The sequence below is a fragment of the Pseudomonas sp. P2S-1 genome, assembly GCF_057197725.1.
Map to the genome: position 1 here is coordinate 1602753 of NZ_CM170068.1, position 17875 is coordinate 1620627.

Sequence of the window (17875 nt, forward strand, 5' to 3'; positions counted from 1 at the left end):
ACAACAAAGGTGCTGGTCATGCCCCCCATCACAGGCGGCTGCCTCTGCGGCCAGGTCCGCTTCCAGGCCAGCGGCGAGCCCTACCGCGTCGGCCTCTGCCACTGCCTCGACTGCCGCAAGCACCACGGCTCGCTGCTCAATGCCTCGGCGATCTACCCCGACACCGCCGTCAAGGTCACCGGCCAGACCGGCAGCTACCAGAACCGCCACTTCTGCCCGAAATGCGGCTCCCCGGTGTTCTCCCGCAGCGGCGATGAAGTCGAGCTGAACCTCGGCGCTCTGGATGCGCCGGACCAGTTCAAGCCGACCTATGAGCTTTGGGTGATCCGCCGGGAATCCTGGTTGCCTGTATTTCCCGGGATCAAGCGTTTCGACCGAAATCGGGCGGACAAGAGTCAGAGTGAAGGTAAGCCTTCGTAAGTAACTTCTCGTGCTCAGATCCTAATACTCTGCACGCGAGCCACCACCTGACGCAGAAACGCCTTGAGAGCTCCGTTTCCTCAATCGATGAGGCTGTCAAAGCAGGCAACACGAGTTGCGGTGAGCCAAGGTAGGCCGTCCACGTTCACAGACATCAAATACTACAAAAACGCGATGAATTTTCAGCCATATGTGGCAAAATCGACGCCTCACTCTGCTAACAAATAAATCAGAATCGGTTGAAATCGCAATGGAATATGCAATTCTCAAAAAACCCGACGAAACAATTTCCTATGTAGCACAAGTGGCTGCAATTGCAGATAAAAACAAAAAATCATTTGGTTTTCTTTCTGCATCCGCCTATGAACAGATGGCATCAAAAGGCCAACTCTGGGTTGCTCTAAATACAAGAAACGAGCTAAAGGGCTATCTGATGTTCGGGGGAGTTATGCCTACCCTCAAAATCTTTCAAGTTTATGCCTGTCAATCGGTTCGGGGACATGGACTGGGAAGCATACTTATCGAAGAACTAAAAAATTTCGCTCAGAGCAAAAACTACCATTCTATCGTAGCAAAGGTAGCCTCCGACCTGCCTGCAAATGCCTTTTGGGAAAAATCTGGATTTTTGGTACACCGGCAAGTTAAAGGCGGAGACACTACCAAAAGGACAATCAATCTTAGAGGCTGCAGCTTAGAGGAAAATGACTTATTCGGCGACCTACACAGAGAAAAAACAAAAGTTCAACCTATTGGACCTGTGTTAGAGCGCCCGATTTACGCCATGGACCTTAATCTGCTATTCGACATATTTCAAGCAAGGCCTGGATACCAAAAAGTCATTAAAATCATGCAAATTGGTTTCCAAGGTGGCTTTTCGATTTGCATAACTCCCGAATTCAAGAAAGAGCTAGAAAGACGATCCTTAAAAGTTGACGATGACCCTATCCTAAGGCTAGCTGGAGCTTTCCCCGAGCTAAAAACAGACTTCGACATAGTCGAAATCTCCGCAAAACTAAAAAGCATTATTTTCCCAGATCGAAATAACTTTAGAAAATCAGCACAAAACGACAATTCCGACCTTGCACATCTAAGCTATTGCATCCTAGCAGGAATAAGAGGTTTTATTACTCGTGAAAAGGCACTGCTACGCGCATGCAATGAAATAAGAGATCGTTATGGCGTCTCGATTTTATCCCCTGACGAACTCATTACTGAGGATGATTCTGCTTCGGCAGCGACACCTCTAAACTCTGACTTCGCTTTTACATCATCCCCCATAACAGACGAAATCCGAAATTTCATAGGCGCCTTCTCATCTCCCAGCCCAGTAACTGAAGCGCTATTACTAAATTCTCCTATAAAAAGCGCCATCAGCGTTTATGAGTCCAGACTGGATGGAAAATTATTCGGCGTCTTCTTTTTTGAAAAGCCATCCAAAGCTACTCAGCGTGCCATTGCCACTCTTTACTTAGACGAAAGCTGTCCTCAGTCCATTGCTGCTATAGACCATTTCTTGGAGATGACTCTACGTCACAAAAGCGGTTTCTTGCATCGCTTGGACTTTTATGTAGGCAACGGCCAGTACCTCACTGAGGAAACGCTACTCAAACGAGGTTTTTTTCAAATCGACCAATCACTACGTAAAAATTATCAGCAACTTATTTCTCGATAGTAAAACCTGGCCGCGCTTCGCCAAAGACCTGAAACAACTATGCGGTTTTACAGCACCAGAAAAAATCCCAACAAAGAAAGAGCTTCAAAACACCGGAGTATGTCTTACGGACTGTTCTAGCAGAACTGAAACCATATCTTGGTTTGACTTCGAAACTGTAATCGGCCCTCGCTTCATCTTAAACAACGACAGAAGCTGCATATTAGTCCCGATTCGTGAGGTCTTCGCCAACAGCTTAATAGGCAACACCAAAAACCAGCTTTCTCTACTAGCAAGCAATGAAAAATCATTCTTGCTTGAGAAAGCATACTTTCGCTCAACCAAGAACACCGCCATCTTCAAAAAGGGCCAAGTTATTGCATTCTACGTATCCGGCACAAAAAGCATCCAAGAAATCATAGGCTTTGCAAGAATAACTTATTCAAACATCATCAACATTGATGAGGCCATAGTAAAACTAGATAGACAAGGAGTTTTATCCCGAGAGGAGCTAATAAACATAACAGACCAAACAGGAAATGTTCACGTTTTCACATTTGACAACTTTTTAGAGTTTGACAGGCGCATTTCCTTCACCAGAGCCAAGCAGCTTGGACTCGTCAGCAATGCCAATTTGGTTTCTCCTGAAAAGATACCATTCCAGAGCTTGAAAAAACTTATTGGAGAAGCTTTCAATGGCTGACGCAATCATCTCTATAAAGCCAAAACACGTTACAAATATATTGCTTGGAAAAAAGACCGTTGAACTTCGCGTGCGAAACGTCAACCTCCCGATTGGTTCCAAGCTATGGATTTACAGCACCCTACCTGTCGGAGAGATAAAAGTCTCTGCCGATATCGACTTCATTGAGTCATTGCCACCAAAGAAAATGTGGGAAAAATACGGCCACTGCATATGCATTTCAAAAAAAGAATTCGATGACTATACCATTGCACGTGAGCGTGTTACCGCTATAGGGCTAAAAAATATCGAGGCCCTCGACCAAGACTTGTGTCTTGAGACCATGAGATCATATGAAAAAAACTTCCAACCCCCTCAGTTTTTTTTACGCCTCAACCCAGAGCGAGCCTTATATTCAGCACTATACAAACAATAGTAAATCGATAGAAATTGCGCCCCCCCCCCGCAGTTTCCTAATCAGCAAGAAGCTGGGCAACTCAGATTTCTTACTCGTATTCACCAGCCAGAATTGGAGTCGCCCATATCAGCTTTGGGCGACTGTACTCGCAACCGCTCCAGCACCGCCTGCGCATTCTCCACGCAATCCCGCCCCTCCGGCCGGCTTTCGATCCCCTCGATCGCCACCAGCAACTGCGCCTTGTTCCGCGCCAGGCGCTCCTGAAGCACCTCGATCTCCGCGACCTTGCGCTTCAGCCCCGCCAGCAGTTCATCATGCTGCCAGCCGCCGCTGGACATCGGCAGCAGGCTGCGGATCTCCTCCAGGGAGAACCCGGCGCTCTGTGCGCCGGTGATCAGTTCCAGGATCCACAGCGCATCCGCGCCATAACTGCGATAGCCATTGCCGGTACGCTCCACGGCGTTCAGCAGCCCGCTGGCCTCATAGAAACGGATACGCGAGGCCGACAACCCACTGCGCTTCGCCAGTTCACCGATTTTCATCCACCACCTCACAGCAAAGTGCTTGACCTTAAAGTTCACTTTAAACCTAAGGTGCTGCCACGACCAACCGAGGTGTCCCTTCATGAACCTGTTCACGCCCCTGACCCTGCCCAACGGCGCCGTGATTCCCAACCGCCTGGCCAAGGCCGCCATGGAAGAAAACATGGCCGACGCCGATCACGCCCCGTCCGCCGAACTGCTGCGCCTGTACCAGGCCTGGGCCGAAGGCGGTGCCGGACTGCTGATCAGCGGCAATGTGATGATCGATGGCCGCGCCATGACCGGGCCCGGCGGCGTAGTGCTGGAAGACGACCGCCAGCTCGACCGCTTCCGCCACTGGGCCCGGACCGGCCAGGCACAGGGCGCGCAGTTCTGGCTGCAGCTCAACCATCCCGGGCGGCAGATGCCGGCCAATCTCGGCCAGCCGACCTGGGCGCCCTCCGCCGTGCCCTTGGCCCTGGGCAACATGTCCCGCCACTTCACCGAACCGCAAGCCATGGACGAAGCGAAGATCGCCGAGGTGATCTGGCGCTTCGCCAACAGCGCGCGCCTTGCCGAGCAGGCCGGTTTCAACGGCGTGCAGATCCATGCCGCCCACGGCTATCTGCTCAGCCAGTTTCTTTCGCCCCTGAGCAACCAGCGCAACGACCAATGGGGCGGCTCGCTGGACAACCGCGCCCGCCTGCTTATCGAAGTGGTGAAGGCGGTGCGCGCCGTGGTGTCGAGAGACTTCACCGTGGCAGTCAAACTCAACTCCGCGGACTTCCAGCGCGGCGGCTTCAGTGCCGAGGACGCCCGTGAGGTGGTCCTGCGCCTGAATGACCTGCCCGTGGACCTGGTGGAGCTGTCCGGCGGCAGCTACGAGGCGCCAGCCATGCAGGGCGACGCCCGCGACGGCCGGACCCTGGCCCGGGAGGCCTACTTCATCGAGTTCGCCAAGGCGCTGCAAAACGTGGCGAAGATGCCGCTGATGGTCACCGGCGGCATCCGTCGCCGCCCGGTGGCGGAACAGGTGATCGCCTCCGGCGTGGCCATGGCCGGGATCGGCACGGCCCTGGCCATCGCGCCGGACCTGCCCCGCCAATGGCAACAGGGCCAGGACAGCGCCCCGGCCCTGCGCCCGATCACCTGGAAGAACAAGGTACTGGCGTCGGTGGCGAACATGGCGGCGGTGAAGTTCCAGTTGCGCCGGTTGAGCCAGGGCCGCGAGCCCCGACCGCAGGTCGCCCCGGCCTGGGCGCTGGTGCTGCAACAGCTCTCCACCGCCCTGCGGGCCCGTCGCTATCGGCGCTGGATCAACGCACGGGATAACGCCATGACATAAGCCAAGGCACATGCCAGACATGTTCTTCGCACCATGGGTGCCACGCGCCTGACGCCCTAGCATGGGCCTGGCAACGCACCACCGGCTCGAGGCAAGCGAACGGTGGTGGCGTTGCTCCCGTGTCAGCCCCTATCGAGGAGAAGAAGAATATGAACAGCGCCGCCATTGCGTGCCGGGACATCACCTGGAACCCCATCACCAAAACCAGCACCTTCAGCGCCGAGGACCGCGAGATCCTCACCCGCCACTGGCATCCCGTGGCCTTCTCGGCCGACGTCACCGACCAGCCCCATGCGGTGATCCTGCTCGACGAGCCGGTGGTGCTCTACCGCACCGGCGACACCCTCAATGCCGCCCGTGACATCTGCAGCCACCGCGGTGCGCCGCTGAGCAAGGGCTGGGTGCGCGACGGCAATATCATCTGCCCGTACCACGGCCTGCATTTCGGCAGCGATGGCCGCTGCACGCGGATTCCTTCCGAACCCAACGCCAGGCTCACCGAGCGCCACCGCATCCAGATGTACAAGGCCCGCGAGGAATTCGGGCTGATCTGGGTGCTGATGGCCGGTGACGAAGCGCCGCTGGCACAGATGCCGTCCTGGCATGACCCGGACTTCCAGCGCATCCTGCCGCCGTCCATCGATATCGCCGCGTCGGCCGGGCGCCAGGTCGAAGGTTTCATCGATGTCGCGCACTTCGCCTGGATCCACCACGAAGCCTTCGCCGAGCGCGACAACCCGGTGGTGCCGACCTACAAGGCCGAGGTCACCCCCTATGGCGTGCATGCCGAGTACGTCAGCGACGTCAGCAATTTCCCCAAATCCCTGCAGCACCGAGCGCCGCAAGGCTATCTGTGGACCCGCACCTTCGACGTGTTCGCGCCCTTCACCGCGCGCCTGACCGTGGACTTCCCCGAGCCGGGCCAGCGCCTGGTGATTCTCAATGCCGCCAGCCCCATCTCGGCGCGCAAGACCCGGATGTTCTGTTCCATCACCCGCAACTTCGACAAGGACATGCCCCTGGCTGACGTCTACGCCTTCAACCAGCAGGTGTTCGAGGAGGACCGGGATATCGTCGAGCAATGCCGCCCCGAGGAGCTGCCGCTGGACCTGTCCCTGGAAATCCACATCCCCGCCGACCGCTCCTCCACCGCCTACCGCCGCGCCCTGAGCGCGTTGGGCCTGGGTCGAGCCTTTACCAGCTGAGAGAGGAATGAACATGTACAAGTGGGAATGTCTGGTCTGCGGATTTTTCTATGACGAGGCCCTGGGCCGGCCGGAGGACGGCATTGCCGCCGGCACCCGCTGGGAGGATGTGCCGGAGGACTGGTACTGCCCGGAATGCGGGGTGGGCAAGGCGGATTTCGAGATGGTCCGGCTGCCGTTGGAGGCGGTGGCTGCAGCCGTGAAGGCGCCAGTCGATCCGGTGGTGATCGTCGGCTCCGGGCTGGCCGGGTACACACTGGCCCGTGAGCTGCGCAAGCTCGACAGCGAGACTCCGATCCTGATCGTGACCCGCGATGGCGGTGAGCTCTACTCCAAGCCGGCGCTGTCCAACGCCTTCCAGACCGGGCGCTTGCCGGAGCAGTTGGTTACTTCCAGTGCCGGGCAGATGGCCGCGCAGTTGCAAGCGCAGGTGCGGACCGGGGTCGAAGTGCAGCGCATCGATACCGAGGCGCAATTGGTGTACATCGACGGCCAGCCGCAGCGTTACGGCAAGCTGGTCCTGGCCCTTGGCGCGGATGCCCGGCGTGCAGTGCTGGAGGGTGATGGCGCGCAGGCGATCGTCACGGTCAACGATTTGCAGGACTATCGGCGGTTTCGCAGCGAGACCGGCGCGGACAGCCGCATCGCCATCCTTGGTGCCGGCCTGATCGGTTGCGAGTTCGCCAATGACCTGCGCCATGCCGGGCACCCGGTTTGCCTGGTGGACCGGGCGGGCTGGCCCTTGAGCCGGCTGCTGCCTGCGGAGGCCGGGGAGGAAATGGCCAATGCGCTGGAGTCTATCGGCGTGCGTCTGGAACTGGGCAATGGACCGCTGGGGGTATGGCGACGTGGTGCGGCTTACGAGCTGCAACTGGCGGATGGACGCGGGATCGAAGTGGATTATGTACTTTGCGCCATCGGGCTCGAACCCAGGATGGGCCTGGCCCGGGCGGCCGGGCTGGAGGTGGGCGCCGGGATCGTCACCGACACCTGCCTGCGTACCAGCGCACCGAATGTATATGCCCTTGGCGACTGCGCCCAGGTGCACGACCTGGTGCTGCCCTACGTGATGCCGATCATGCTCCAGGCCCGGGCGCTGGCTTGCACACTGGCCGGCGAGCCGACAGCGGTTGCCTACCCGGCGATGCCGGTGACGATCAAGACCAGCGTATTGCCGACGGTGGTGGCTTCGCCGATGGATACCGGCGGATTGTGGTCGACGCGGTTGGCGGAGCGTTGCGACAAAGGGATCGCCAATGTGCGCTCGCTCTACCATGACGCGCAGAGCCGGATGCTCGGGTTCGTGTTGATGGGGGCAGCGACGCAGGAGAAAGCCGAGCTGTTGAAGGGGCTGCCGGATTGGCGGTAGGTTGGCGTGACGCTATATAGATGTTTATATAGCGATATAGATTGTTGCCGCTGACGGCCTCATCGCTGGCAAGCCAGCTCCCACAGGGTTTTGCGGTGCACGCGGACCTTGTGGGAGCTGGCTTGCCAGCGATGAGGCCATCAGTCTCACCACAGACTCCATGACAGCCCAGAGTCCCCAGTGCCCACCACCCTCCCCAACTGCGACGCCCAGTTGATCCGCACCCTGCACACCCTCCTCACCGAGTGCAGCGTCTCGCGCACTGCCGACCTGCTGGGCCAGACCCAGCCGGCCATCAGCGTCGCCCTGCGCCGCCTGCGCCAGCTCACCGGCGACCAGCTGCTGGTGCGTAGCGGTCGCGGCATGGTCCTCACCACCCACGGCCAGACCCTGATCGAACCCGCCGCCCGCGCCCTGGCCAGCATCGAGCAGATCCTCCACCCCAGCGACCGCTTCGACCCCGCGACTACCCGCCAGACGTTCCGCATCAGCACCCCGGACTACCTCAGCGTGTTCTTCGTCCCGGCCATCGTCGAACGCTTCAACGCCCAGGCGTCCCACGCCACTCTCGAACTCACCCACCTGCAGGCGGAAGGCGGCTATGCCAAGGGGCTGGAGGATGGCTACCTGGACCTGGTAATCGGCAACTGGCGCACCCCGGCGGATCACCTGCACCTGCAACCGCTGTGCGATGACGACCTGGTGTGTCTGTTGCGTGAAGAGCATCCGATCCGCCCGGGCGAACTCACGGTGGAAGCCTATGCCGCAGCGGATCATCTGGCAGTCATGACCCACAACGCCTCGGGGCACGGGACCATTGGCGATGAGCTGGCGGGCAACGGGCTGGCGCGACGGGTAACCACCACGCTGCCGTATTTCTGCATCGCGCCCTATGTGCTGGTGAAATCGGATCTGGTGTTTACCACCACGCGGTCGTTTGCACGGCACTACAGCGAGTTGCTGCCGCTAAGGATCGAGCCGTTTCCAGTGGAGGTGCCGGCGCTGCGGTATTACCAGCTGTGGCATGCGAGGAAGCATCGGTCGCAGGCTTCGCGGTGGTTGCGGGGGGTGGTGCTGGATGCGGTGAAAGAAATTGCGTCGTTTTAAACCTCATAGTGTTTCTCAAATAACACTCATATTTTAGTTCCGGCTTTTGAGCACCAGAGATGCTCTGGGAGCAACGATGTGAAAATCGGCCGAACTGCTGCCCTATTTTGGCTGAGCGACGGAAAGCACATCGAGCCGTTTCGTCGCTCCCGACAGAGAAAAGGCCCTGCATAACCCGAATTCGCGTCTGACGTCTCCAGCCAGCGTTAGGCCGATATGACACGTCTTTGGACTCAAGCCTCATCTGGAGAACACTTTCAAGAAGGTTTCGACCGACCCTCTGTTCGTCGAAGGTCCACGATGTTGGTCGAGTCTAGCTAAGCCCGCCCAACACTCTTTTCGATGCATTAGCCTGGGACATTGAAAAACTCATATTTGACACCACCCACACGATGAACGGTAACCCGCCCCTCGACAAGCTCAACAGCGAATGACAACTCTTCATTCAAGTTATCCGCCACATCTCCCCCTTCACTAAAAATAACGTAGTTCACTCCCCCGTTATGCTGAACAGAGCTAAAAACGATGCCGTCGAATTTTACAGCTTCATGAAACTTAATGCACTCCGCTAGCGCCTGAGTCACGACATAGTCCGTATCATTAGCCCGCACAGGCCTACCTAACTCAATATGGAGGTTACGCAACATCCACCTGACGCCCTCAACATCACCTGCAAAATTATCAAACATACTTACAGCTGGATATTCGAGATTGTCATTCAAACAGGTAAAATCGAAGAAGGTCAGCTCTCTCAATGAAGAGAACTCTCCCACCACAACTGTATCGCCAATAGACGGGCGAATTTCAGCGATGCTGGTCGCCAGCTCCTCAGCAGCATAGAGAAATGGCACACCAGCCGCACTCATTCGACTATTAGCGGCAAGCTCTTTCGGCGGCGCCGACAATTTTTTCTCGGGATTTTTCAGTATTTCCTCCAAAGCCGTTTTATTTGCAATACGGCCGCGAAAGAATATTTTCCCTGCTGGCACCCGCCTAACCACAACCGGGTCAGAAGCCCCAATTTTCCTTGCCTGAAGGGCTTCACTAACTAACCTTTCAAAAAAACTCTTTGCCCCTTGATTAAAATATCGCCTCTCATGCACTAATGCTCTTGCGTGGCCCGCCCATTCATCTTGTGTACGCAAGTTTATTTTCGGATCATCCTCTGCTCCTCCAGCTTTCCGGACATAGGTCGCTCCCTCCCTATAGAAACCATTACCCCCATACTCCTGACTCAAGCTAAGAGCAATTAACTGGTTGGCCTCCGCCCCATTACAACCTATGGACTCACCTACGACATCAGCTAACGTAAAAGCCGAATCTGAGTAGTCGACTTCAAAAAAACTAGGCAGTACCGCAGCAATTCGCGATGCGATACTCTCTACACTGCGAGCACGATCAACCTCAACACCGCAAGCTTCGCAATTTTTCTTTTCCATCAGCGAATGATGCACACACTTTATAACCCAGTCACCAATACACTCTTTACACACCCACCCTGCCGCCCTCCTTTCCAACTCAAGATCTACCTCATAAGAAACATGAGAACTCCACCGGGACATATACCCTCCTAGATTCAGAAAAACCATACAGCCAGAAACTAGCAAATGGCCGAAAACATACACTCACCTTAACCTTGCGCTTCAGCACCTAATAAGGATCAGGCAAGAATTTTTCGCACCGAGCCTAATACTGAAACACATTCTCTCGGTGGAATTTCAAATACGTGACCATTTCAATTGGCACGCGACGCAAAGCTTGCGGCAACCCCAACGCCACCCGATGGGACTCGCTCAACCAGTGCGACACCAGCATCTGCCCCTGTTCATCGAACGAAATCAACCCGCGGTAGAACAGCACATCCAGATTCGCCGACAACAACACCCCATTGTTCGGATCCAGCCGCTCCGCCGCCGTCGCCACCGCCCACGGCTTGATATGCGACGCCCGCAGCACCTCGCTGCAGGCCAGCCCGGTCACCGCACAGGCCCCGCCCCAGATTTCCAGCAGGTCCTGGCGGAACTTGCCGCGACCACGGCGGGCTTGAAGGTTGGTCAGTTGCTCGGTCACCGGCTCGCTGCCCTCCAGCAACGCATCCCGATCCGAAGCCACCACCGGCTCGGTCGGCGCGCAGTGGATGGCATCGATCAAGCGTGCCCAGCGCTCGCCACGCTGCGCTTGGGGAACGGCATCCATGATCCGCCCGACCAGGGCCAGGTCCAGTTCGCTGGTGCCGGCGGAGGCGAGTATCTCCGCCCCCGTCACGGTGCGAGGATCCAGGGTCACCGGCTCGTCGAACCACCAGAAATATTCTTCAGGGCAGATCCAGCTCGGAATGCGGTGCAGGTTCTGTTTCCAGTTCCTGATGAAGTGATGACGGTCATCCTCGTGGATGCGCCGCACCTTGGTCACCGACCAAGCTTCTTCCCAGAGATCCAGCAGGGCAAGTTTCTCGACGATCTGCTGGCGCTGCGGCAACAGGCGCTCGTCGAACAGGCCGACGGCATTACCGGCGATGCCCACCAATTGCAGGATGCCGTTGTGCGCGGCGGTCATGAAGACGAAGATCTGGCCGGCATTTTCCACCAGCGGCGAGTTACCGGCGCCGTCGGTGTGGAAGACCCGGTAACGCTGATTGCCCTGGCGCAGGAGCAGGCGCGGCGAGTTGTTCCACTCTTCGTGGCCGTAGCCGTTTTCCCTGGCGTAGCCACTGGTGGCGAAACCACCGGACGGGGCGATGTAGTGGTTGGTGTTCCAGAACACCGGTTTCTGCAGGAATAACGCCATGGGACTCGGGATCCTTAGTACAACCCGCTCGCAGGGAGCGCTGGATTTGATTTGTGGGCAAATGATAGCAAAAAGACACCAGCCATAGGAGGGACCGTGGCGTCACGCAATAAATACCTATTCCTGATTTTGAAAAGCCAATAAATACATAACTCGCATAATTAGCTTAGAACCAAAAAGCCTTTCCCTCCCACCCGCTCCCACGCCTATCGTTCTACCCCAAGACCCGACCCCACTCCCGGCGGAGGCCGTCCCCACGACCTCAACCGGAGTAACCGCACCCATGATCCCCCTGTTTCACAACGCCCCCGCCCCGCTCCAGCTCGATGCCGATGTGCTGGTGATCGGCGGTGGCCTCGCGGGCACCTGGGCCGCCGTCGCCGCTGCCCGTGAAGGCGCAAAGGTGGTGCTGGCCGAGAAAGGCTGGTGCGGCAGCAGCGGCGTGACTGCCACCGCCGGACCGGGCCATTGGTGGGTGCCACCGGAACAACGTCAATCCGCGATCGCCAAACGCGTCGACAGCGCCGCCGGACTCGGCGACCCACGCTGGATGGCGCGGATCCTCGACACCACCTGGCACTCCCTGCCGCAACTGGAGCGCCTCTACCACTTCCCCACCGACGACCAGGGCCGCAAGCAATACCGCGCCCTGCGCGGCCCAGAATATATGCGCGCCATGCGCCAACTGGCCCTGGAACACCGCGTCACCCTGCTGGACCAGAGCCCGGCCCTTGAACTGCTGCGCAACGAGTCCGGCGAACTGGCCGGCGCCCGCGGCTGGCAGCGCCAGCTCAAGCGGGAGTGGCAGGTCAAGGCCCCGGCCACCGTACTGGCCACCGGTGGTTGCGGGTTCATGTCGCGCCTGCTGGGCAGCCATACCAACACCGGCGACGGCTACCTGCTGGGCGTGGAAGCCGGCGCCGAGCTGTCGGGGATGGAGTTTTCCGCCTATTACTGCATCGCCCCGGCCGGCAGCACCATGACCCGCTCGATGGTCTACACCTTCGGCCGCTATTTCGATGCCGCCGGGCGCGAACTGGAGATCCCCCAGGGCCCGAACTTCAATAACGCCCTCGCCCGCCATCTGCTGCAAGGTCCGGTGTTCTGCCGCCTGGACCGGATCCCGGCCGATGTCCGTGCACGCCTGCCCTATGTGCAACCCAACCTGATGCTGCCCTTCGACCGTCTCGGCATCGACCCCTACCGCGACAAGTTCCCGGTGACCCTGCACGGCGAAGGCACCATTCGCGGCGTCGGCGGCCTGCGGGTGACCGACGACCACTGCCAGACCACCGTCCCCGGCCTGTTCACCGCCGGCGATGCCGCCAGCCGTGAGGCGGTAACCGGGGCAATCTCCGGCGGCGGCGCAGTGAACTCGTCATGGGCGCTGTCCAGCGGGCAATGGGCCGGAACCGGCGCCGCACAGTACGCAAAACGCAATCGTACCGTGATACGTAACGTAGCACGGTACGCTGAGATTTCATTTTTCCCTTCCAATGCCGATTACCGCGAGACGATCCAGGCCGTGCAGAACGAGCTGCACCCTTACGACAAGAACCTGTTCCGCACGGGCGCCCAATTGCAGCGCTCCCTGCACGTACTGGACAACCACCGCGACCGCCTGCACACCCGCTCAACCCATGGCGACCCCACCATCCTGCTGCGCTGGCGCGAAACCGAAGCCCTGCTGGCCAGCGCCCGCTGGTGCTACGCGAGCGCCCTGGCGCGCAAGGAAAGCCGCGGCATCCACCAGCGCGAGGATGCTCCTGGCCAGCACCGCCGCTTCGACGCCCACCTGCGCAGCGGCGGACTGGACACGCCCTGGGTCCGTCATGACCCGGTCCCGCAAGCCGAGGAGGTCCCGGCATGATCGAACTGATCTTCAACGACCGCTGCAGCGGCTGCACCCAGTGCATCAGTGTCTGTCCCACCGACGTCCTCGCCCTCGGCGACGACGGCAAACCGCGCATCGCCGACCAGGCTGCCTGCCAGACCTGCTTCATGTGCGAGCTCTATTGCGCCAGCGATGCGCTCTACGTGCACCCCGACTACGAGCGGCCGGTCAGCCTCGACCCGGCGCAGATCCTCGCCAGCAACCTCCCCGGCCAGTACCGCCGCGACTCCGGCTGGGACGAGTTCGCCACGGACCCGCGCTATGAAAACCAGCACTGGCGCATGGAACACATCTTCGCCCTGGCCCGCGAACTGGCCACCCCTTCTCCTTCCCCCGACACAGGATCCCGCCATGAGTGAATCCCTCAATCAACTGCTCGCCGAACTGCATGCCGAGCGCGTGCGCACCTGGGCGCCGGAAGCCCTCAAGGTCAATATCGACCAGCGCCAGCGCCTGGTGGACGAGGCCGACCCGCAGCGCTTCATCAAGGCCGGGGACATCGTCGAGCCATTCGAACTGCTCAAGGTCGAAGGCGGTACCCTGGACCTCGACCAGTTGCTCGACAACGGCCCCGCCGTGCTGGTGTTCTTCCGCTTTGCCGGCTGCCCGGCCTGCAATATCGCCATCCCCTATTACCAGCGGAACCTGCAACCGGCCTTGCAGCGCCGGGGCGTACCGCTGGTAGCGATCAGCCCGCAGGTGCCGGAACGCCTGATCGAGATCCGCGACAAGCACCAGCTGACCCTGCAGGTCGCCAGCGACACGGACAACCAGCTCGGCCGTCGCTTCGGCGTGCTCTACAGCTTCGACGAAGCCTCGCGCCAGGCCGCATTGGCCAAAGGCAACGGCATTGGTGAAGTGACCGGCACCGGGACCTGGGAACTGCCGCAGCCCACGGTGGTGGTGATCGGTCGCGATCGCCGGGTGCACTTCGCCCAGGTCAGCCCGGACTGGCTGGTGCGCAGCGAAGCCCAGCCGATCATCGATGCGGTGGACGCCGCCCTCGATGCCGACAGCCTGCAAGTCCGCCACGCCTGGGCCTGAGCCCATCCCTTTTCCGCACGACAGGAGTTGCAGCATGAGCACACGGCACTTGCACCTTGGCGCCATCCTTACCGGCGTCGGCACCGACCAGCAGGAATGGCTGGACCCGGGCATCCCCGGCAACGCGAGCATCGATATCGACTGGTACAAGCAGCAGGCCCGGGCGGCGGAAGCGGCGAAGTTCGACTTCGTCTTCATCGTCGACAGCCCCTACATCACCGCGGATTCGGCGCCGCACTTCCTCAACCGCCTGGAGCCGCTGACCCTGCTGTCCGCGCTGGCCGGTGCCACGGACAGGATCGGCCTGGTGGCGACCCTGACCACCTCCTACACCGAACCCTTCAACGTCGCCCGCCAGTTCGCCTCGCTGGACCAGATCAGCCATGGTCGCGCCGGGTGGAACGTGGTTACTACCGGCCTGGAAGGCGCCGCTGGCAACTTCGGTCGCGAGCAGCATATCGACCATGGCGAGCGCTATCGCCGGGCCCACGAGCATGTGGCGGTGGTCCAGGGGCTGTGGGATTCCTACGAGGACGACGCCTTCCCCCGTGACCGGGCAAGCAAGCGTTTCCTCGATCCGGCAAAGCAGCATCGGCTGGATCATCGCGGCGAGTTCTTCTCGGTCACCGGCCCGCTGAACATCTCCCGCTCGGAACAGGGCCAGCCGGTGATTTTCCAGGCCGGCGTTTCAGAGTCCGGACGCGGGCTGGCAGCGCGGATCGCCGAAGGGATCTTCGCCGGGGTCGACAATTTCGATGATGCCCGCGAGTACTACGCCGATATCAAGCGCCGGGCGGCGGAGGCCGGGCGCGATCCGGCGCAGGTGCTGGTGTTCCCCGGGATCACGCCGATCATTGCCGACACCGATGAAGAGGCGCAGGCGATCCTCAAGGCGCGGCATGGCGAGCTGGATCTGGGCAAGGCGCTGGTGCAACTGGGGCGGCCGTTCAACTACCACGATTTCAGCCAGTACCCGCTGGATGAGCCGTTCCCGGAGCTGGGTGACCTGGGCAGCAATGGCTATCGCGGACATGCCGAGAAGATCAAGCGGGTGGCGCGGGAACAGGGGCTGACCTTGCGCGAGACAGCGCTCAGGTTCGCCCGGCCGTTTACCGGGTTTGCCGGGTCGGCACGGACGGTGGCCGACGAGATCGAGCGCTGGTTCCGCGACAGTGCGGTGGACGGATTCAATGTGCATGTCGGTGCACCGGCGGCGTTTGCCCGGTTTACCGAGGAAGTGCTGCCGATCCTGCGGGCGCGGGGTCTGTTCAGGAAGGACTATGCCGACACGACCCTGAGGGGCCATCTGGGGCTGGAGGTGCCGGTCAACCGGTATCAAGTGGAACCGGCAGAAGCCATAGCCTAGAAAAAATGCGCCAACTGCCACCACAGGCGTGGCTGGCGTTCGCTGGCAGCCGCACCCAGTTGCTCACCCAGCTTCCAGCCTGCCAGCGCACTGAAGCTCCACACCCGGGTCGACCGGCCCGCTCCCAGGCCGGCGGCAGACAGCCGACGGGGCGCGGTATCGATGCTCAGGGCCGGTGCATTCAGGCGCTTCGCCATGGTCGGCGAAGGTAACCAGGCGCCAGCTATCGGTCAAGGCGTAACGCAGCTCGGCACTGGCCAGCCAACGACCATGTGCCACTTCAGCACAAGCCCTTTAGCGAAGGCCCGGCGAGGCAAAAACAGGCGGGGAAGTGGGGTTTATTGATGTAAATGAGCATTCCGAGCCCGTTTTTAACGCAGCATGGACGAGCTCGGATGCTTTTCGTACAGAGCCTAGAAGAACCTCACTACTTGCGCCCACACCCGCGGGCTGCGGTCGACATCGCTCTGCGGGTCATCATTGCCCAGCTTCCAGGCGGCCACCGCATTGACTTGCCAGCCATACGCAGCCCAGCTTGCGCCAACACCCGCCGCCGACAGGCTGCGGTGGTTTTCGCCATTGCTCCAGGTGTCCTTGTTCAGGCGCACTTCGCCGTGGTCGACGAAGGTACTCAACTGCCAGGCGTCGGTCAGGGCGTAGCGCAATTCGAGGTTGGCCAGCCAGCCCTGGTCGCCAGACGCCTCGCCCTGCGGATAGGCACGCACGCCGTAGGCGCCGCCGAGGCTGATCTTTTCCGAGCTATCGAGGTTGCCATCGGCCCACTGGCCTTGCAGTTGGCCATACAGGCTGAAGCGCTCGGTCAAGCGTTGCAGGCGCACCAGACTGGGGTTGAGCTTGTGGAAGCGGCCTTGCGTGCCAGCGGTCAGGTCGTCGATGGTCTGGTTCAACTGGCCGTCGATATTCAGGCTGCCCTGGCTCCAGGCCAGGGCGAAACTGTTTACGCCACCGCCGAGCAGGGTGTCGCGGCTGTTGCCGTTGAGGGTGGCGATGACCACGCGGGAGCGCTTGTCGCTCTTGCTGCCGAACAGGTCGATATCGTCCTTCAGGCGCTTGTCGTCGAACTGCACTTGCGCGTAGAGGGAAAAGTCACGGCTGCGCACCAGCGGCTGGATCGCGTAAAGGCTGCCGATCCGGGCATTGCCGTGGGCCTTGAGGTCGTCGAAGTCCTTGGCCAGCTGGTAGTCCATGTCCGAATAGGCCACACCGACCTGGGTGGCCCAGGGGCCGATCGGCAACTGGTAGGCGATGCGCCCGTACTGCTGGTCTTCGTCCGAGCCCATGGCCCGCAGGGTCAAGCGGTCGCCCAAACCCAGCGGGCTGTTGACGTTGAGCGTGCCGCCCAGGCGGTATTCGCCGGTGAAACGGTTGCCGTAGTTGTCGGCATCCACCGAACCGGACAGCAGCGGGCCCGGCGTGACATCCACCAACAGATCGGTAGCACCTACCGAAGCACCCGGCTTGAGCGTGGATTTCACCTCCACCCCTGGCGTATCGGACAGCAACAGCAGGCTGCGTTCCAGCTCGGCCGAGCGCACGGCGTCGCCGCTTTTCAGCGCCGTGAGCGGCGTCAGCGCCTTATCCGAGACCCGCGAGGTGTTATTCACGCCGACCTCGCCGAAGCGGCCTTCCATCACGGCAATGCGCACCACGCCGCCGTCGATCTCCTGCGCCGGAACGTAGGCTCGGGCCAGCGGGTAACCGCGCTCGCGGTACAGCCGGGTGATGCGGTTGGCGCCAGCCTGCAGTTCGCCCAGGGATACCGTGCGGCCTTGCAGGTCGCCAAGCAGGGGCAGCAGCTCGTTACTGCCGATGGCGCCGTTGCCCTCCAGGGTGAAGCCGTTGACCTGCAGGCTGGGACCCTTGGCCGTCACTGCGGCCGACGGCGTATCGGGCAGGTTCAGCTCCAGTCGCTGCTTGCCAGGCAGTTGCAGCGGGAGCTGGTCGATGTTCTGTTGCGACTGGCCGGCGTCCGGCAAGGTGGTCGCCATCACGGACAGCGACAGCAGGGACAGGCCACCGCCGATCAAAGAACGAACGAAACGCAT

17 protein-coding genes are annotated in these 17875 nt (G+C 60.2%); 12 read left to right on the forward strand and 5 right to left on the reverse strand.

Going from position 1 to position 17875, the window contains the following annotated elements; translation table 11 throughout:
* Nucleotides 1-18 precede the first annotated feature (18 nt).
* The 4 genes from AC2CQI_RS07150 (at nucleotide 19) to AC2CQI_RS07165 (ending at nucleotide 3189) form a co-directional block, all read left to right on the forward strand.
* The gene (locus AC2CQI_RS07150; RefSeq protein WP_484579691.1) at nucleotides 19-420 is read left to right on the forward strand and encodes a GFA family protein; all 402 of its coding nucleotides are present in this window, start codon (nucleotides 19-21) and stop codon (nucleotides 418-420) included.
* A 250-nt stretch (nucleotides 421-670) separates the two neighbouring features.
* The gene (locus AC2CQI_RS07155) at nucleotides 671-2092 is read left to right on the forward strand and encodes a GNAT family N-acetyltransferase (RefSeq protein ID WP_484579692.1); all 1422 of its coding nucleotides are present in this window, start codon (nucleotides 671-673) and stop codon (nucleotides 2090-2092) included.
* A 292-nt stretch (nucleotides 2093-2384) separates the two neighbouring features.
* Nucleotides 2385-2774: a hypothetical protein gene (locus tag AC2CQI_RS07160; protein WP_484579693.1), complete on the forward strand. Its 390-nt coding sequence runs from the start codon at nucleotides 2385-2387 to the stop codon at nucleotides 2772-2774.
* A complete protein-coding gene (locus AC2CQI_RS07165) occupies nucleotides 2767-3189 on the forward strand; it encodes an ASCH domain-containing protein (protein WP_484579694.1) in 423 nt (140 codons plus the stop codon). The genes AC2CQI_RS07160 and AC2CQI_RS07165 overlap by 8 nt, the downstream gene beginning before the upstream one ends.
* Before the next feature lie 80 nt (nucleotides 3190-3269).
* Here AC2CQI_RS07165 and AC2CQI_RS07170 read toward each other — a convergent pair whose 3' ends face one another.
* Nucleotides 3270-3713, reverse strand: coding sequence for a MerR family transcriptional regulator (locus tag AC2CQI_RS07170; protein WP_484579695.1), 444 nt, complete (start codon nucleotides 3711-3713; stop codon nucleotides 3270-3272).
* A gap of 82 nt (nucleotides 3714-3795) precedes the next feature.
* Here AC2CQI_RS07170 and AC2CQI_RS07175 point away from each other — a divergent pair, with 82 nt between their 5' ends.
* The 4 genes from AC2CQI_RS07175 to AC2CQI_RS07190 all read left to right on the forward strand — a co-directional run bounded on the left by AC2CQI_RS07175 (nucleotide 3796) and on the right by AC2CQI_RS07190 (nucleotide 8718).
* Nucleotides 3796-5037 (forward strand): NADH:flavin oxidoreductase/NADH oxidase family protein, encoded by a 1242-nt coding sequence (locus tag AC2CQI_RS07175; protein ID WP_484579696.1) that lies wholly within the window; start codon nucleotides 3796-3798, stop codon nucleotides 5035-5037.
* A 149-nt stretch (nucleotides 5038-5186) separates the two neighbouring features.
* Nucleotides 5187-6242 carry a Rieske 2Fe-2S domain-containing protein gene (locus AC2CQI_RS07180; protein WP_484579697.1) on the forward strand — a complete coding sequence of 352 codons (1056 nt, stop codon included), beginning with the start codon at nucleotides 5187-5189 and terminating at the stop codon, nucleotides 6240-6242.
* Nucleotides 6243-6255: 13 nt separating this feature from the next.
* Nucleotides 6256-7611 carry an FAD-dependent oxidoreductase gene (locus tag AC2CQI_RS07185; protein WP_484579698.1) on the forward strand — a complete coding sequence of 452 codons (1356 nt, stop codon included), beginning with the start codon at nucleotides 6256-6258 and terminating at the stop codon, nucleotides 7609-7611.
* 180 nt (nucleotides 7612-7791) lie between these two features.
* Nucleotides 7792-8718 carry a LysR family transcriptional regulator gene (locus AC2CQI_RS07190; RefSeq protein WP_484579699.1) on the forward strand — a complete coding sequence of 309 codons (927 nt, stop codon included), beginning with the start codon at nucleotides 7792-7794 and terminating at the stop codon, nucleotides 8716-8718.
* A 347-nt stretch (nucleotides 8719-9065) separates the two neighbouring features.
* On the opposite strand, the gene AC2CQI_RS07195 is transcribed toward AC2CQI_RS07190, so the two are convergent.
* Together AC2CQI_RS07195 and AC2CQI_RS07200 are read right to left on the reverse strand one after the other, a co-directional pair.
* Nucleotides 9066-10280, reverse strand: coding sequence for an RES family NAD+ phosphorylase (locus tag AC2CQI_RS07195; protein WP_484579700.1), 1215 nt, complete (start codon nucleotides 10278-10280; stop codon nucleotides 9066-9068).
* Nucleotides 10281-10404: 124 nt separating this feature from the next.
* On the reverse strand, nucleotides 10405-11505 hold the full coding sequence (locus AC2CQI_RS07200) for an HNH endonuclease (protein WP_484579701.1): 1101 nt from the start codon (nucleotides 11503-11505) through the stop codon (nucleotides 10405-10407).
* 283 nt (nucleotides 11506-11788) lie between these two features.
* Here AC2CQI_RS07200 and AC2CQI_RS07205 point away from each other — a divergent pair, with 283 nt between their 5' ends.
* The 4 genes from AC2CQI_RS07205 to AC2CQI_RS07220 are packed head-to-tail and all read left to right on the forward strand — an operon-like array spanning nucleotide 11789 to nucleotide 15809.
* Nucleotides 11789-13375 (forward strand): FAD-dependent oxidoreductase, encoded by a 1587-nt coding sequence (locus tag AC2CQI_RS07205; RefSeq protein WP_484579702.1) that lies wholly within the window; start codon nucleotides 11789-11791, stop codon nucleotides 13373-13375.
* A complete protein-coding gene (locus tag AC2CQI_RS07210; protein ID WP_484579703.1) occupies nucleotides 13372-13758 on the forward strand; it encodes a 4Fe-4S dicluster domain-containing protein in 387 nt (128 codons plus the stop codon). Before AC2CQI_RS07205 ends, AC2CQI_RS07210 begins: the two co-directional genes overlap by 4 nt.
* Nucleotides 13751-14443, forward strand: a complete 693-nt coding sequence (locus AC2CQI_RS07215; RefSeq protein ID WP_484579704.1) for a peroxiredoxin-like family protein — start codon at nucleotides 13751-13753, stop codon at nucleotides 14441-14443. Before AC2CQI_RS07210 ends, AC2CQI_RS07215 begins: the two co-directional genes overlap by 8 nt.
* A gap of 34 nt (nucleotides 14444-14477) precedes the next feature.
* Nucleotides 14478-15809: an LLM class flavin-dependent oxidoreductase gene (locus tag AC2CQI_RS07220; protein WP_484579705.1), complete on the forward strand. Its 1332-nt coding sequence runs from the start codon at nucleotides 14478-14480 to the stop codon at nucleotides 15807-15809.
* Here AC2CQI_RS07220 and AC2CQI_RS07225 read toward each other — a convergent pair.
* Nucleotides 15806-16006: a hypothetical protein gene (locus tag AC2CQI_RS07225; protein WP_075802321.1), complete on the reverse strand. Its 201-nt coding sequence runs from the start codon at nucleotides 16004-16006 to the stop codon at nucleotides 15806-15808. The genes AC2CQI_RS07220 and AC2CQI_RS07225 overlap by 4 nt on opposite strands.
* Before the next feature lie 216 nt (nucleotides 16007-16222).
* Entirely contained in the window at nucleotides 16223-17875 is a 1653-nt protein-coding gene (locus AC2CQI_RS07230; RefSeq protein WP_484579706.1) for a ShlB/FhaC/HecB family hemolysin secretion/activation protein, read from the reverse strand.